Origin of the sequence: Neopararhizobium haloflavum, assembly GCF_002750855.1 — a bacterium.
Taxonomy (GTDB): Bacteria; Pseudomonadota; Alphaproteobacteria; order Rhizobiales; family Rhizobiaceae; genus Georhizobium; species Georhizobium haloflavum.
Window position 1 is genome coordinate 514,611 of record NZ_NWUC01000001.1, and the last position, 14,481, is coordinate 529,091.

15 protein-coding genes are annotated in these 14,481 nt (G+C 63.2%); 7 read left to right on the top strand and 8 right to left on the bottom strand.

The window, feature by feature from the left end; translation table 11 throughout:
- Positions 1-103: 103 nt before the first annotated feature.
- The 3 genes from CN673_RS02590 to CN673_RS02600 all read right to left on the bottom strand — a co-directional run bounded on the left by CN673_RS02590 (position 104) and on the right by CN673_RS02600 (position 2,163).
- Entirely contained in the window at positions 104-415 is a 312-nt protein-coding gene (locus CN673_RS02590; protein ID WP_099864653.1) for a polyhydroxyalkanoic acid system family protein, read from the bottom strand.
- Between the two features lie 86 nt (positions 416-501).
- Positions 502-834 (bottom strand): c-type cytochrome, encoded by a 333-nt coding sequence (locus CN673_RS02595; RefSeq protein ID WP_099864654.1) that lies wholly within the window; start codon positions 832-834, stop codon positions 502-504.
- Between the two features lie 63 nt (positions 835-897).
- A complete protein-coding gene (locus tag CN673_RS02600) occupies positions 898-2,163 on the bottom strand; it encodes a PQQ-dependent sugar dehydrogenase (protein WP_099864655.1) in 1,266 nt (421 codons plus the stop codon).
- Between the two features lie 301 nt (positions 2,164-2,464).
- Between CN673_RS02600 and CN673_RS02605 the strand changes: the two genes are divergently transcribed.
- Positions 2,465-2,899, top strand: coding sequence for a Ros/MucR family transcriptional regulator (locus CN673_RS02605; RefSeq protein ID WP_198585868.1), 435 nt, complete (start codon positions 2,465-2,467; stop codon positions 2,897-2,899).
- Complete coding sequence (locus CN673_RS02610) at positions 2,896-3,510, top strand: glutathione S-transferase family protein (protein ID WP_099864656.1); 615 nt, start codon at positions 2,896-2,898, stop codon at positions 3,508-3,510. Before CN673_RS02605 ends, CN673_RS02610 begins: the two co-directional genes overlap by 4 nt.
- Before the next feature lie 75 nt (positions 3,511-3,585).
- On the opposite strand, the gene CN673_RS02615 is transcribed toward CN673_RS02610, so the two are convergent.
- From CN673_RS02615 to CN673_RS02630, 4 genes are all read right to left on the bottom strand, one after another.
- Positions 3,586-3,945 (bottom strand): hypothetical protein, encoded by a 360-nt coding sequence (locus CN673_RS02615; RefSeq protein WP_099864657.1) that lies wholly within the window; start codon positions 3,943-3,945, stop codon positions 3,586-3,588.
- Positions 3,946-4,030: 85 nt separating this feature from the next.
- Complete coding sequence (locus tag CN673_RS02620; RefSeq protein ID WP_099864658.1) at positions 4,031-6,565, bottom strand: ATP-dependent helicase; 2,535 nt, start codon at positions 6,563-6,565, stop codon at positions 4,031-4,033.
- A gap of 133 nt (positions 6,566-6,698) precedes the next feature.
- Positions 6,699-7,586 carry a PRC-barrel domain-containing protein gene (locus tag CN673_RS21245; RefSeq protein WP_245409744.1) on the bottom strand — a complete coding sequence of 296 codons (888 nt, stop codon included), beginning with the start codon at positions 7,584-7,586 and terminating at the stop codon, positions 6,699-6,701.
- A 204-nt stretch (positions 7,587-7,790) separates the two neighbouring features.
- Entirely contained in the window at positions 7,791-8,636 is an 846-nt protein-coding gene (locus CN673_RS02630; RefSeq protein ID WP_245409745.1) for an AraC family transcriptional regulator, read from the bottom strand.
- Between the two features lie 166 nt (positions 8,637-8,802).
- On the opposite strand from CN673_RS02630, the gene CN673_RS02635 reads away from it, so the two are divergent.
- The 5 genes from CN673_RS02635 (at position 8,803) to CN673_RS02655 (ending at position 13,403) form a co-directional block, all read left to right on the top strand.
- Positions 8,803-9,999, top strand: a complete 1,197-nt coding sequence (locus CN673_RS02635; protein WP_099865029.1) for an MFS transporter — start codon at positions 8,803-8,805, stop codon at positions 9,997-9,999.
- A gap of 86 nt (positions 10,000-10,085) precedes the next feature.
- A complete protein-coding gene (locus CN673_RS02640; protein WP_099864659.1) occupies positions 10,086-10,490 on the top strand; it encodes a hypothetical protein in 405 nt (134 codons plus the stop codon).
- Positions 10,491-10,562: 72 nt separating this feature from the next.
- Positions 10,563-11,795: a S8 family serine peptidase gene (locus CN673_RS02645; RefSeq protein WP_099864660.1), complete on the top strand. Its 1,233-nt coding sequence runs from the start codon at positions 10,563-10,565 to the stop codon at positions 11,793-11,795.
- Between the two features lie 99 nt (positions 11,796-11,894).
- Positions 11,895-12,155, top strand: coding sequence for a hypothetical protein (locus CN673_RS02650; RefSeq protein WP_157928766.1), 261 nt, complete (start codon positions 11,895-11,897; stop codon positions 12,153-12,155).
- A gap of 60 nt (positions 12,156-12,215) precedes the next feature.
- Positions 12,216-13,403, top strand: coding sequence for a PqqD family protein (locus CN673_RS02655; RefSeq protein WP_157928767.1), 1,188 nt, complete (start codon positions 12,216-12,218; stop codon positions 13,401-13,403).
- Positions 13,404-13,409: 6 nt separating this feature from the next.
- Here the strand turns inward: CN673_RS02655 and CN673_RS02660 are convergent, their stop codons facing one another.
- Positions 13,410-14,480 carry a DNA topoisomerase IB gene (locus CN673_RS02660; protein WP_099864663.1) on the bottom strand — a complete coding sequence of 357 codons (1,071 nt, stop codon included), beginning with the start codon at positions 14,478-14,480 and terminating at the stop codon, positions 13,410-13,412.
- Position 14,481 lies beyond the last annotated feature (1 nt).

Consider the following 14,481-nt stretch of genomic DNA (forward strand, 5'->3'; position numbering starts at 1 on the left):
TCGTCTCATCAGAATTGGATGAATGGCGTCTCTTGCCCGACAACCTGACGGAAGCACCTGTGCCGTTCAACCCCGGATGGACGCAGTGCGAGGGAACCGGAGGCTACTTCTTTTCCAGAAGCAGCGTGCCTTCCTTCTTGAGGCGGCCCTTGAGCGAGTTCGCGATGGAGGCGAGAAGCCAGGGCAGGTCGAGTTCGAGACGCACGACGCTGTCCTCGATGTCCAGTCGTCCAGTGATGGTCTGACCCATCATGCCGGCCTTGAAATCGAGATGGTCGCCGCTCCATTGCTGCTCCAGTGACACGGCTCGGCCTGCGACCTGTTCGTGGACACGCTGCAGGCCGCCTTCCAGGCGCTGGCGCGCTTCCAGGCGGGTCAGGCGATGGGGGATCTCGACGTTGATGGTCTCGGCCATGCGGGATGCTCGCGTCTTTCGCTCGTCAGTAGCCGCCATGTGGCCATCCAGTGCCCCAAAAGCAAGACGTGTCTGGAAATCCCAGTCTATTCGGGAACTTCTACGGTGACCTTGATCGATTCGTACCAGGCGGCGACATCCGATATCTGCTCGTCGGTGAGGTTGGCCGCAACGACGCTCATCATTTCATTCTCGCGTTCCCCGCTGCGAAATGCCTTGAGCTGGGTCTCCAGATAGATGCGGCTCTCGCCGGCAAGGTTGGGCGCGATCGGTATCTTGGCGATGCCGTCGATGCCATGGCATGTCTGGCACTGGCCGGCGATCTGGCGTCCGGCCGTCGCGTCCTGGGCATGAACCGCGCCGGCCCAGCCGATCACGACACCGGCCATGATGGTTCCAACCGTCAAAAGCACCTGCATTGCCTGTCCTCGTCAAAGCGGCCGGGGCCGGTCAGCAGGCCCCGGCTCCGGCCATTCTCGATGTTACTGAGCCTGCGGTTCGTCGTAGGAGATGCGATAGATCGCCCCGGCCAGATCGTCGGAGACGAGGATCGAGCCGTCGCGAAGTTGCGCGACATCGACGGGACGGCCGAGATATTCGCCGTTCTCGTCGAGCCAGCCTTCCGCGAACGCAACGGTCTCACCCACCGTTCCGTCTTCGCCCACGGGTGTGAACATCACCCGGGCGCCAACCGGTTCCGTGCGGTTCCAGGATCCGTGCTGGGCGGAGAAGATCCCGTTGCGATACTCGTCAGGGAACATGTCTCCAGAATAGAAGACCATGCCGAGATCGGCAGCGTGCGCCTCCATCTCGACCGCCGGCATCACGACGTCGGCCGGTACCTCTTCGTCCTTGTACTCGTTGGTGCGGATCGAACCACCACCGTACCAGGGGAAGCCGAAATTCTGGCCTGCCTCGGTCTGGTGGTTGATCTCGCCAGGGGGAATGTCGTCGCCCATGCCGTCCACCTGGTTGTCGGTGAACCACAGATCGCCCGTCTCCGGGTGAAAGTCCTGTCCAACGGAGTTTCGCACGCCGTAGGTGTAGACCTCGCGATCGCTACCATCCTGGTTGACCCGGATAATCCCGCCAATGCCCTGCTCTTCATAAAGGTCACGCTTTTCGGCCGGCGGCACGTTGTAGGGCTGACCGAGCGAAATGTAGAGCTTGCCGTCCGGGCCGATGTCGCAGACGCGCGCGGTGTGGTTGTAGCTGACTTCCTCTTCCGGCACGAGTTCGCCGCCGGCGATGACGGGCACAGCCACGACGTCGGGGCTTTCATAGAAGAATTCGGCTGCCGGATACTGAAGTACGCGGTTCTGCTCGGCGATGAAAAGCACGCCTTCGGGCGAGAAGCAGGGGCCATTCGGAATGGCCTTGGCCAGCGATGGCGCGAAATTCTTCACCTCGTCGGCAACGCGGTCCTTGTCGCGGTCCGTGACGGCCCAGACCTCGGTCTTGCGTGTGCCGACAAAGACGACGATCCCCTGCGGCCCGACTGCCATGTGACGCGCATCGGGGACCAACGCGTAAAGGTCGATGGAAAAGCCGTCGGGCAGCTCGATCTGTTCCAATGTCCGGCTGATCGCCTCGGCGCTGTCGGAGTCCTGATCGATAACGGTGAACTCGGTCGTGCCGGTTGTCTGGAAGTTGCCGAGGCGTTCCAGCGCATCGTCATTCTGGGCATGCGCTGGCGCGCACAGCATCGTTCCGGCGGCAAGTGCCGCCAGTGTCAGTTTCGTCCTCATGGTTGTCCTCCCGTACTGCTGGCACTCCACCGCCAGCGGGAAGATTAAATGCAGTGCACGCTTTTGCCGTCAAGCGATTCCCTCTGTCCTTTGGTCCTAGAGCGCGTCGCCGCCTGCCACCTGTGCCGAAAAAAGACGGCATAGTTCATCCATCCTAGATTGCGTTAAATATTTGTTAACCCGTAATTTTTAACAGCTGTTCATATTCGAGGGGTGGTGCTAGATTTTCCTGCATTGGCGCTGGGGCTAAGCTAATGTCGCGACACGTTTTTTAGGGCGGCGACATATTGGGAGTCCCGGAATGACCGAGTTGCATGATGCACAGAAGCTGAAACTGACAGGCGCGATCGTGAGCGCTTATGTCAGCAAACATTCTTTGCCCGCAGGCGAATTGCCTGGCCTGATTCACAACGTCTATTCTTCGCTCGAACAACTCACGAGCGATGCGCCGGTTGAGGAGCCGCTCGTGCCCGCCGTTCCGGTCAACAAATCCGTGACGGCAGACTACATCATATCGCTTGAGGACGGGCGGCGGCTGAAATCCCTGAAGCGCCATCTTGCAGCGCAATACGGCATGTCACCCGACGATTATCGCGCCCGCTGGAACCTGCCATCCGACTATCCGATGGTCGCGCCGAACTATGCGGCGAAACGTTCTCAACTCGCGAAATCGATGGGCCTCGGTCGTGAGACGGCAAGGCCGTCAGGCACCTCGGCTCACGCAGGCGACGAATGAGCGACCGGCTGATCTTCTATTTCAATCCGAGAAGCCGCGCCGTCATGGCACGCTGGATGCTGGAAGAAGTCGGCGCCGACTATGACCTGCGATTGATCGATTTCGAAAAGGGCGACAACCGCAAGCCCGAATTCCTCGCGATCAATCCGATGGGCAAGATTCCGGCCATCGTCACAGCGGCGGGAGCCGTGATCACCGAAACGCCGGCCATCATCGCATGGCTGGCCGATGCCTATCCCGACGCCGGACTCGCGCCTCCTGTCGGAAGCGATGCGCGCGGTGCCTATTATCGCTGGCTGTTCTTCGGTGGGAGCTGCTTCGAACCGGCGCTGTCCGAACAGATGTTTCGCGGCGATGGAGAGCCGCTCAAGCGCTCGGCCGTCGGCTGGGGCAGTTATGACGACGTGATCGACACGATCGAGGCCGGTCTTGCCGGTCGCGACTATTTGCTCGGCAGCGCATTTTCGGCGGCAGACGTCTATATCGGAGCGGAGCTTTCCTGGGCCTCGTCGTTCAAGGCGCCGCGGCTTGGCGAGAGCAAGGTCATCCAGGATTTTGTGGCGCGCGTGACGTCCCGTGAAGCCTTCGGACGCGCGATGAAACCGAACTGACTTAAGCGGAAACAGGCGGCCACGCCTCAAGGCCGGCCGCCCATTTCGCTTGCCTTGCACCAGAACCGGCGGCGCTCAGCAGTTGGCTTCGATGCCTTCCTGATCCTCCGCGGCGCGGGCGGTCTGGCAGGCAGCGGTGCGGGTTGCATCATTCAGGCCTTCCTCGGCCGAATCCAGCATGTCGTCGGCGAGGTCTCCGGCGCGGTCAAGGGCGGGACCTACGGCTTCTCCAACATCTTCTGCGGCCGAACGTGCCGCTTCGCCCGTCTCGCGGGCTGCGTCACCGATGGCATCGGCAGCTTCACCGGCCTGGCGCGAGGTGTCGTTGTCCTCGACGGCCGGAGCGCCAGCTTCACCGGTCGTCGTCTCGGCGTCATCGCCGCATGCGGCGAGGCCGAGCAGGGCGGCCAGAAGAAGGGGCAGGGCGCGGTTCATGGGCATTCCTTCGAAGTTGCGTTGTTACGGACGTGCTCAACAACGAGCGAGGTCGCTCGCAGGTTCCGCTCGCCCATCATCGGCATCACACCCTCGTGACGAAACCGTCCAGCACCCGTTTCTGTCCGGCCTTGTCGAAATCGATCGTCAGTTTGTTGCCATCGATTGCCGCAACATAGCCATTGCCGAACTTCATGTGGAACACGCGCTCGCCCAGCGAGAACGCGCTCGGTGCATCGGTGCTGGATTTGGCGACCAGTTCGCCCTCGATCGTGCGGATGCCGCGGGGCCCGCTTTCGCCGTAGCCGACGCGTTCGACCTGATGGCCCGACCGGCTGCCCCAATTGGCGCGTGTCGCATCGGTCGCATTGGCCTTGGCACGCTTCCAGCCGGGGGTCTGATATGTCGAGGCGAAGACATCGGGATTGTCGAACCTCGACGCGCCGTAGGGATTGGCCCGGCCCGGTCCTGACGCCGCCCCGCCATACCGGTTGTAACCGCCATAGGACATATCCGCTTCGGCCACCTCGACATGCCCGTCAGGCAGTTCGTCGAGAAAGCGCGACGGGATCGTCGACTGCCAGAGCCCGTGAATGCGCCGGTTCGACACGAACCAGATATGGGCGAACTTCTTGGCGCGGGTGAGCCCGACATAGGCGAGGCGGCGCTCTTCCTCCAGCCCTGCGCGACCGCCTTCGTCCAGCGCGCGCTGGTGCGGAAAGAGACCTTCTTCCCAGCCGGGCAGGAAGACGGTCTCGAATTCCAGGCCCTTGGCCGAGTGCAGCGTCATGATGCTGACGGCGTCCATGTCTTCCTGCTGCTCGGCATCCATGACCAGCGCGACATGTTCCAGGAAACCGCGCATGGATTCATAGAACTCCATGGAGCGCATCAGCTCCTTGAGGTTCTCCAGCCGTCCGGGCGCCTCGGCCGACTTGTCGTTCTGCCACATCTCCGTATAGCCGGACTCTTCGAGGATGCGTTCGGCGAGTTCGGTATGCGGAGTCGATTCAAGGGCTTGCGACCACCGGGTGAAGTTCTCCACGACGTCGGTCAGCGATTTTCGCGGCTTGGGCTTCAGCTCTTCGGTGTTCACCAGATCGCGCGCGGCGGCGAGCATCGGGATGTCGCGGGCGCGGGCATAGTCGTGCAACTGCCGTATCGTCGCATCGCCTAGCCCGCGCTTGGGCACGTTGACGATGCGCTCGAACGCCAGATCGTCGGCAGGCTGACAAACGGCACGGAAATAGGCAAGCGCATCGCGGATTTCCTGGCGCTCGTAAAAGCGCGGACCGCCGATCACGCGATAATTGAGCCCCATCGTGACGAAGCGGTCCTCGAATTCGCGCATCTGAAACGATGCGCGTACAAGGATCGCCATGTCGGAAAGGTTCCGGTCGTCGCGCTGGAGGGTCTCGATCGTCTCGCCGACGGCGCGGGCTTCCTCTTCGGAATCCCATGCTGCATGAACCTTGACCTTGTCGTGCTCGGGGTCGGCCTGTTCGGTGAACAGCGTCTTGCCGAGCCGGCCTTCATTGTGGGCAATCAGATGGCCAGCGGCGCCCAGAATGTGCTCGGTCGAACGATAGTTCCGCTCCAGCCGGATGACGGTGGCTCCGGGGAAGTCCTTTTCGAAGCGCAGGATGTTGTCGACTTCGGCGCCGCGCCAGCCATAGATCGACTGGTCGTCGTCGCCGACGCAGCAGACATTGATCTCGCTCGCACCGGGTGCGGGTTCGCTGCGCCGGGGCGCCGCTTCCGCCCCGGCCTCGATGGCTTCCTTCCGTTTCGGCCTCTGCGCCAGAAGACGGAGCCACATGTACTGCGCCGTATTGGTGTCCTGGTACTCGTCGACGAGGATGTACCGAAATTTGCGGTGATAGTCGGCCAGCACGTCGGGATGGGCGCGCAGAAGGCGGATCGGGTGACACAGCAGATCGCCGAAATCGCAGGCATTCAGCGTCTTCAGCCGGTTCTGGTAGGCCTCGTAGAGTTCGCGGCCCTTGCCGTTGGCGAATGCGCGCGCATCACCCTCGGGAATTTCATGCGGTGCCAGGCCCTTGTTCTTCCAGCCATCGATCATCTGGGCGAACTGGCGTGCCGGCCAGCGCTTGTCGTCCAGCCCCTCGGCCTGGATCAGCTGCTTCAGCAGGCGGATGACGTCATCGGTATCGAGGATCGTGAAGTCGGAGCGGAGCCCGACCAGTTCGGCGTGCCGGCGCAAGAGCTTGACGCCGATGGAGTGAAACGTGCCGAGCCAGGGCATCCCTTCGACCGCGCCGCCCACCAGCACGCCGACACGTTCCTTCATCTCCCGTGCCGCCTTGTTGGTAAAGGTGACGGCGAGGATCTGCGACGGAAATGCCTTGCCGGTGGCAAGGATGTGGGCGATGCGCGTCGTCAATACGCGGGTCTTGCCCGTCCCGGCGCCAGCCAGAACCAGCAAGGGCCCCTCGGTAGTCAGTACGGCCTGGCGCTGCTCTGGATTGAGTCCGTCGAGATAGGTGGGTTGCGGTTGGGCCTTGTTGCGCGCCGCCATGGCGCGGGCAGCAAGACCGGATGGCGCTCGCGGCGGCTCGCTGTCGCCGAAGAACGGGATGTCGTCGTCGGGTTCGATCATGGGGCTCAATGTAATGATTCGGTGCGCCAAGACCAGAACCAGCCAGCGATCTCCAAGGTTAGCCGGCAAGCGAAACGCCCGGCAGGAAACTGCCGGGCGTCTCGATAGGTCGGGTGCTCAGACCCAGAGGCTATTATTCAGCCGGGGCCGGCGCTGCTGCCGGGTCCATGGCGCCGCCACCGGCCGGTGCCGTCGTTGCGGCTGGCTGGTTGGCCTGTTCCTCGGCGACCTGAGCGTCCTTGTCCATGTAGTCAGGCGCGCTTTCCAGCTCTTCGCGGGTTGCTTCGATGACCAGACGAACGTCGGCCGAGTCGGGCTGCTGTTCGATCGTGATCATGTCGAAGTTCACGCCGACCGACTTTTCGCCGATGCCAAGGAAGCCGCCGACGCCGACGATGGCCGTCGTGACGCCACCGTCTTCGGAGAACACCAGGTCGCTGATGTTGCCGATCGACTCGTCTTCCATGTTGTAGAGCGACTGGCCGATGTAGGTATTGGCCGACACTTCGTCTTCAGCCTGCATGTCGATGAACATTTCGCCTTCGCCAGCGGCGGCATCGTCGCCTGCTGCGGCATCATCGGTAGCGCCTTCTTCAGGCGTGTCCGAAAGCATCTCGTCGGCTTCTTCCTCTGCGGCGCCAGCATCCACATCGTCGCTGGTCGCGTCGTCGGTGTCGCCAGTCGTCGTCACAGGCGATTCTTCGTCGCCATCTTCGATATCGTCAGCAGATTCTTCGGCTTCAGGCGCGCCTTCGGCAGCATCGTCTGCGGTCGCGTCGTCACCTGAACCCGCATCGTCGGTCGCACCGGCGTCAGAACCAGAATCCGCGCCGGAACCGGCATCCATTTCCGCGTCAGGCGCAGCTTCGTCCGAACCTTCAGCCGGCATCTCTTCCGTCTGAGCAGGCTCTTCCTGCGCGTTGGCAGGTGTAACGAAGCCCGATGTCATGACAGGCCCGGTGAATGAGGCGCCGACCAGCATGGCACTGAAGGCGACGGATGTCATAAGAGCGCGTTTCATTGTTCGTTCTCCTGTTCTGACCACGCTTCGGGGGTTTCCTCAGAAATTCACGTTGTTGTTACCGCGCGGTCACTGGCAGAAGAACGAAAACGCACACTCATGGTTCGCCGGATGGACGATCAATTAGCAGTAACGTAATGAAACCATTTGTCATGGAACTTGACTGCCGATCGAGCGTTCGGATGCGTCGATTCCTCGGCGATATCAAAGTCCGCCCTTCGCGTATCGCCGTGGCGATACGCCGATCGTGCGGCGAAACATCGTGATGAAGGCAGGAACGCTCTCATAGCCAAGGTCCAGGGCGACACTCGTCACGCTTTCTCCGTGTGACAGCCGCGGCAGGGCCGCGAAGAGGCAGGCCTGCTGGCGCCAGCGCATCAGCCCGAGCCCGGTTTCCCGCTGAAACGCGCGCGTGAACGAACGTCGGCTCATACCCGCCCGGCGTGCGAAGTCGTCGATCGTCAGATGTGGCGATGGTGCCAGGACATAGGCCCTGCACAGCGCGGCAAGGCGCGGATCGGTGGGGAAGGGCAGCGCCAGCGGGACTTCCACCAGCTGCGGCACCTCATGCATGACGAGGTTCATCAGATGGTCGGCCCGGCTGGCCGGTTCATACACGGTTGGCAGGGACACTGCCTCGACCACCAGTGCATTCATCAGCGGGCTCATGGCGACAACACGCAGGGACGGCGGCAGGCCGGCCACCGCGCCCGGCTTGATATAGACCGAATACATGCCGACATCGCCGAACATCTCGACGGAATGGTCGATGCCGGCGGGGATCCACACCGCATGGTCGGGCGGGACCATCCATCGGCCGAGCGCAGTGGAGATCATCACGACACCCGACAGGGCGTGAAGCAGTTGTGACCGGCTGTGGCGATGCAGGGGAACAGTGAAGCCGTCGGGATAGAGCGTCGAAAGCGCCACGATCGGCCCGTCCGCGGTCTCGAGCCAGTCAAGGCGCGCGTTCAAATCCCGGGTCGTCACCGTATCGTCCGGGTGCGCTACTGGCGCCGGATGATCCGGCATGACGCTGCGGTGTTGCATGGCTTTGGCCCAGACGCGAATTTCATCGACCAAACCACGAAAGCGGGCCGCAGGCAATCGGCCTATATGGTCGGTGGAGACGCAAGGTACGTCCGCTCCATCCGGGCGGCTTGATGCGCGGCGGGGACCAATGTCACAGGCAGGCCTTTCACATACGGTCGGCACGATGGATGCGGAGAGACGTCCGACATCCGTCGAGCAGACGACCTATTCCATCATTCTGGCGGTGAGCTTCTGCCATTTTCTCAATGACATGATGCAGGCATTGCTGCCGGCCATTTACCCGATGCTCAAGGCCGATTACGGCCTTGCCTTCTGGCAGATCGGCTTGCTGACGCTGACCTTCCAGGTCACGGCGTCTATCCTTCAGCCGCTGATCGGATTCTATACCGACAAACGCCCGATGCCCTATTCGCTGCCGGTCGGCATGGCCTCGACGCTGATCGGCCTGGTTCTTCTCGCGCATGCGGCGAGCTATCCGTTTCTTCTCGTCGGCGCGGCGCTGATCGGTTTCGGGTCTGCCGTCTTCCACCCTGAATCGTCCCGCATGGCACGCTTCGCGTCCGGCGGACGTTTCGGTCTTGCGCAGTCCCTGTTCCAGGTCGGGGGAAATGTCGGGACGGCGATCGGTCCGCTGCTCGCGGCGTTCATCGTCGTGCCGCGCGGGCAGGGCAGCGTGGCCTGGTTCTCGGTCGCGGCGATCACTGCGATGGTCATCCTCTGGCAGGTCGGCAACTGGTACAGCCGGTACCGCATCGCCAACGCCGGCCGGCCGGTTGCCAGCCGCGTCATGCCGTTCTCCAGAAACAAGGTCGTCGCCGCGCTGGCCATTCTGGCGCTGCTGGTCTTCACGAAGAACATCTACATGGCGAGCATCACCAGCTACTACACCTTCTATGTCATGGCCCGATTCGGGGTCGACATCAGCCAGGCGCAGGTGCTGCTGTTCGTCTTCCTCGGTGCGGCGGCGCTCGGTACGGTGCTGGGCGGCCCGATCGGTGACCGGTACGGCTCCAAATTCGTGATCTGGTTCTCCATCCTTGGCGTCCTTCCGTTCACGCTAGCGCTGCCCTATGTCGACCTTTCCTGGACGCCGTTTCTGACAGCGGCGATCGGCCTCATTCTCGCCTCAGCGTTTCCTGCGATCGTCGTTTTCGCCCAGGAACTCCTTCCTGGACGTGTCGGCCTTGTCGCTGGCCTCTTCTTTGGCTTTGCCTTCGGCATGGGCGGCATCGCGGCGGCGGTACTCGGCGTTGTGGCGGACGCGCGCGGGGTCGAGTTCGTATTCCGGATCTGCTCCTACCTGCCGCTGCTTGGCCTCCTGACCATCTTCCTGCCGACGATGGGCGACAAGGCCGGCTGACAGCGCAGTCGTGCTTCCTTGTCCGGCCGGCATGCTCTACGGTCCGCAGCCTGACCGGCCGTTTCGGCTTCGATGATGGAGGGGGCATGGCGCGTGCGCGATCCTCGATGGGTTTTTTCGGCATGTTCGGCCGTTCCAGTGACCTCAGGCAGTTGGACAGCGCACTGCGCGCGGTCGACGTCCATCCTGCGCTGGTGCCCGAAGGCGCGAAACTTGCCGTCGTCAACCTGATGAAGGACGAGGCAGGAGGACGCATGCCACCACCGCAGGCATTCGCTCCGGTTGCCGAACTGCTCGGCTATTGCATGCTCGGGCGCGAGGCATTCGCACGCGCACACGGGGAAGCGCGCAGGCTCGCAGTGGAAACGCGGGTGGAAAGTGCCCTCGATGAACCCGCTCATCGGGATGCGCCCTATCTTCTGCTGATGATCCATTCAAAGCTCATCCAGCCAAGCGTCGTCGATGATTTCGATCTGCGTGCGGAGGAATAAGCACGTCTGTCGTGCGTTCTCCCAGGGAATGGCAGTCGACGGCAATTGCGTCAGGAGCGGGCAGAGGCGGGAATGACGAACGAAACACGGCGAAAATTTCTGACGCGGCTTGGTCTGACATCCGGCATGCTCTACGCAGCGCCGGTGCTGATGCAGCTTTCGACGGCCCGCGCCTCTGGAAGTGGCGGCAGCTTTTCGGGCAGTTTTTCGGCGCCTGCGCCATCCGCGCCGCCACCACCGCCGCCTCGACCCGAAATCGTCGTCGCGACGCCCGATGCCGGCGACCTCGATCTGATCGTTCAGCAAGGCTACACGCTGCTTGATCAGGAATCGCTTGGCATCGTCGATTTCGAGCTTGCCCGCTTCGAGGTGCCGGCAGACTTGACTATCGAGCAGGCGCGCACCGCGATACTCGATGCGGTGCCGGGCGCGCTGTTCGATCTCAATCACATCTACGAGCCTGGAGAGCTCGCCTGTTCCGACGGAACATGCGCGGCATTCGATCTCGTCGGATGGAGCCCTGAGGCGCGCAATTGTCCGGCCGGGACCCTCGTCGGCATGATCGACACCGGCGTCAATGTCGAGCACGCGGCCTTGCGGGACGTCGCGGTTGAAACTTTGGCCGTGATCGGCGAGGGCCGCGAGGCCGCATCCGCCATGCACGGCACGGCCATCGCCGTCATGCTGGCAGGTCGGGCCGATACCCGAACGCCGGGCCTCATGAGCGGCGTCGAACTTATCGCCGTCGAGGCCTTTCACCAGAGCGCCGAAGGCGTCGACATGGCCGACAGCTTCGACATCGCGCGGGCGATCGACCGGTTGGCGGGGCGTGACGTCAAGGTCATCAACATGAGCTTTGCCGGTCCCGCCAATGCGATCCTTGAGGCCGTCATCGAAGCAGCCCGTGCGCGCGACGTCATCCTGGTGGCTGCGGCAGGCAATGCCGGCCCGCAGTCCGAGCCGCTCTATCCGGCTGCATATCGAGATGTCGTAGCGGTCACGGCCGTCGACGCCAAAGCCAATGTCTATCGCCGCGCCGTCAACGGCGACCACATCGATTTTGCCGGACCAGGCGTTGATATCTGGACGGCGGCGTCGATCAGCGGCGGGCGGTTCCGTTCCGGCACATCCTATGCCGCGCCATTCGTATCAGCGGCGCTCGCCGTCGCACGCGCCCGCGCACCCGACAAGCCGGCTGCCGAGCTGGTTGCCGAACTGGCCGAGAAAGCCCTGGACCTTGGAGAAACGGGCCGCGATGGCGTCTATGGCTGGGGCCTTGTTCAGGCCGATGCCATCTGCGGCTGAAACTCGAATTTCTCTTTCCCGACGGCGGAATAAATCGGCGCTGCCATCGTTGTCCAACACGGAAGGGACGCTTCGGGACGACCGAGAAGAGGAGCCATCATGGCCAACGACAGCACCAGACCGACCAACATCTCAAGGCGTGCCATGCTGACGAAACTCGGCCTTGGCGCAGCTGCCGCCTACGCCGCGCCGGCGCTGTTGCAATTGAGTGAGGCGCGTGCCTCCGGCTATAGCGGTGGCGGCAGCTTCAGCGGCGGAGGCGGGCGCCGGCACTACCGGTACGATCGCGGCTATTGGGGTCACCGTCCGCCGCGCCATCACCGACGCATTCGCCGCTACGGCAGCGGCAGCTTCAGTTGATCATATCCCTACTCGGGCCGCATCTGCGGCCCGAGCGCTATTTCGGACAGACCGATGCGGATGGCATTTGACGACACGGGTGAAGTGGCCGAACTGCCCGATTGTCCGGAACTCCTCGCCGCGGTCGACGCGGCTTTCGGCGACTGGCCGCATGAGCGCGTCGATCGCGAACAGCGTCCCTTCGTGTCGATCCGCCGAACGGGCGCTCTTTACGCCATCACGACCGCGAGCGGCGATGAGCTGACCTTGAATGCCGTGGGAACGGCGAACCGGCTCGTCGTCGAGGTTCTTGGCGCGTCGATCGCGGCCAACCCGGAGCGCTTGTGCTTTCACTGTGCGTCCGTGCGGATTGGCGGACGCCTGGTCCTGTTCCCGAGCGAAGCGCGAGCCGGCAAGAGCACGCTCGCCGCCTATCTTGCCTCGCAGGGCCATGAGATTTTCGGCGATGACGCCCTTGCCCTGGCACCGGGCGATCGCGAGGGAGTGGCGCTTGGCCTTGCGCCGCGTCTGCGGCGTCCGCTGCCGCCAACGCTTGGCGGTGCCGCTCGCGACTATATCGAGCGCGCCGGCCGTATCGACGATCGGCGCTACAGCTATCTCGATCTGCCGGGCGGTCGCCTGGCGAAAAGGGGGGAACAGGCTCCGCTCGGCGCGCTGGTGCTGCTCGACCGCCGCGATGACGGTCCGGTCGAGTTCTTCTCGGCCGAACGGCCAGCCATGCTACGTGCATTGATCGCGCAGAACTTTGCCCGCGCCGCGCCGGCAAGCACTCTCATCGACAGGTTGCACGCCGTCGTCGAACGCCTGCCACGCTATCGGCTTTGCTACAGCGATCTCGAAGAAGCGGCCGCGGTCCTTGCTTCGGCGTTTGCATCATGGCCGCCGCGCATTGCCGTTGCCGAGAAGCCGGAAACCCTCGGCGACGGCAGTGATCGATCGATCACTTCCTCGTTCAGCTACGCGGACATACCGCCGAACCTTGCCTTTGCCCGCAGCACGGATGTCCAGTTGCGCACCGTCGACGGCGAGATGTTCCTGGCCGATGACAGCGAGTGCGCGATCTATCATCTGAATGCGGTCGGGGTGGGCATCTGGAATCTGCTGGATCAGCCAACGAGCCGCGACGAGGCGGCGTCCATCCTTGCGGAGGCATTTCCACATGTTGAACGGGCCGTCATCCGCGACGACGTTGCAGCCGTCTACGCGGCATTGCTGGATGCCGGGTTCATCGCTCCGCTTCAAAGGTGAAGGGGCTCAGCTCTTCTTGGACGCCGTCTGGACCGGCTCGGTCTCCAGCCATCGCATCAGGCGGCGCTCATCGATGTCCATCCAGTCCTCGCATGCGCCGCGGGCAGGGCGGGTTTCCGCCAGCTCGCCGCGCAGATCGCCTTCCTCGAAGGTGCTGATGATGCGGGGGTGAATATAGCAACGGCGGCACACCGCGCGGGTGTTGCCGAGGCGCGAGGCAACGGCATCGACGGCCTCGTTGATCTTGCGTCGTCCGTCGGTCTTCGATGACGGCGGCTCAAGCTCGGTAAGCGCAATTGCCGCCAGGCGCGTGCCGGCCCAGGTACGAAACAGCTTCGAACTCAGCTCCGCGCCGCTCGCCTCGCGAAGATAGGCATTGATGTCCTGCGAGCGCACCGGATGACGCGCACCGTCCTCGTCTTCATACTGAAACAGATGGTGCCCCGACAGTTCGTGGATCGAGCGGATGACGCGAGCAATGCGGCGGTCGGTATGGGTCAGGTTCCATTCCTTGCCCGATTTGCCCTTGAAGCGGAACCGCATCACCGAGCCGCTGATTTCGAGATGCTTCTTTCGCAGCGTCGTCAGCCCGAAGCTCTTGTTCTGCTGGGCATAGACGGTATTGCCGATGCGGATCAGCAGGTTGTCGAGCAGCCACACAACGGAGGCGAAGACCTTCTCGCGCGAGAGGCTGCGCCGGCGCAGATCGCGGTCGACCGCCTCGCGAATGTCCGGCAGGAGGCGGGCGAACTCGGCCAGCTCACCGTATTTGGTGTCATCGCGAAAGGCGCTCCACTGGGGATGATAGCGATATTGCTTGCGCCCGCGCTGATCGCGTCCGGTCGCCTGCAGGTGCCCGCGCGGCTCGACCGTGATCCAGACGTCCTCATAGGCAGGTGGTATCGCCAGCGATCGAATTCGGTCGATATGGTCGCCCGAGCCCAATTTCTCTCCATCGGGCGTCAGATAGTAGAAGCCGCGGCCGGCCTTGCGCCGTCGAAAACCCGGTTCTTCGTCGCTGACATAGACGAGGCGGGCGGCGCGGGCGTGGTCTTCGGCGGTCGGTGTGTCGGACATG

What these genes read in the sequence shown, in the direction of transcription:
- CN673_RS02590 (WP_099864653.1), bottom strand. Translation starts at nt 415, where the DNA reads ATGGCCGAGACCATCAACGTCGAGATCCCCCATCGCCTGACCCGCCTG.
- CN673_RS02595 (WP_099864654.1), bottom strand. Translation starts at nt 834, where the DNA reads ATGCAGGTGCTTTTGACGGTTGGAACCATCATGGCCGGTGTCGTGATC.
- CN673_RS02600 (WP_099864655.1), bottom strand. Translation starts at nt 2,163, where the DNA reads ATGAGGACGAAACTGACACTGGCGGCACTTGCCGCCGGAACGATGCTG.
- CN673_RS02605 (WP_198585868.1), top strand. Translation starts at nt 2,465, where the DNA reads ATGACCGAGTTGCATGATGCACAGAAGCTGAAACTGACAGGCGCGATC.
- CN673_RS02610 (WP_099864656.1), top strand. Translation starts at nt 2,896, where the DNA reads ATGAGCGACCGGCTGATCTTCTATTTCAATCCGAGAAGCCGCGCCGTC.
- CN673_RS02615 (WP_099864657.1), bottom strand. Translation starts at nt 3,945, where the DNA reads ATGAACCGCGCCCTGCCCCTTCTTCTGGCCGCCCTGCTCGGCCTCGCC.
- CN673_RS02620 (WP_099864658.1), bottom strand. Translation starts at nt 6,565, where the DNA reads ATGATCGAACCCGACGACGACATCCCGTTCTTCGGCGACAGCGAGCCG.
- CN673_RS21245 (WP_245409744.1), bottom strand. Translation starts at nt 7,586, where the DNA reads ATGAAACGCGCTCTTATGACATCCGTCGCCTTCAGTGCCATGCTGGTC.
- CN673_RS02630 (WP_245409745.1), bottom strand. Translation starts at nt 8,636, where the DNA reads ATGCAACACCGCAGCGTCATGCCGGATCATCCGGCGCCAGTAGCGCAC.
- CN673_RS02635 (WP_099865029.1), top strand. Translation starts at nt 8,803, where the DNA reads ATGGATGCGGAGAGACGTCCGACATCCGTCGAGCAGACGACCTATTCC.
- CN673_RS02640 (WP_099864659.1), top strand. Translation starts at nt 10,086, where the DNA reads ATGGCGCGTGCGCGATCCTCGATGGGTTTTTTCGGCATGTTCGGCCGT.
- CN673_RS02645 (WP_099864660.1), top strand. Translation starts at nt 10,563, where the DNA reads ATGACGAACGAAACACGGCGAAAATTTCTGACGCGGCTTGGTCTGACA.
- CN673_RS02650 (WP_157928766.1), top strand. Translation starts at nt 11,895, where the DNA reads ATGGCCAACGACAGCACCAGACCGACCAACATCTCAAGGCGTGCCATG.
- CN673_RS02655 (WP_157928767.1), top strand. Translation starts at nt 12,216, where the DNA reads ATGGCATTTGACGACACGGGTGAAGTGGCCGAACTGCCCGATTGTCCG.
- CN673_RS02660 (WP_099864663.1), bottom strand. Translation starts at nt 14,480, where the DNA reads ATGTCCGACACACCGACCGCCGAAGACCACGCCCGCGCCGCCCGCCTC.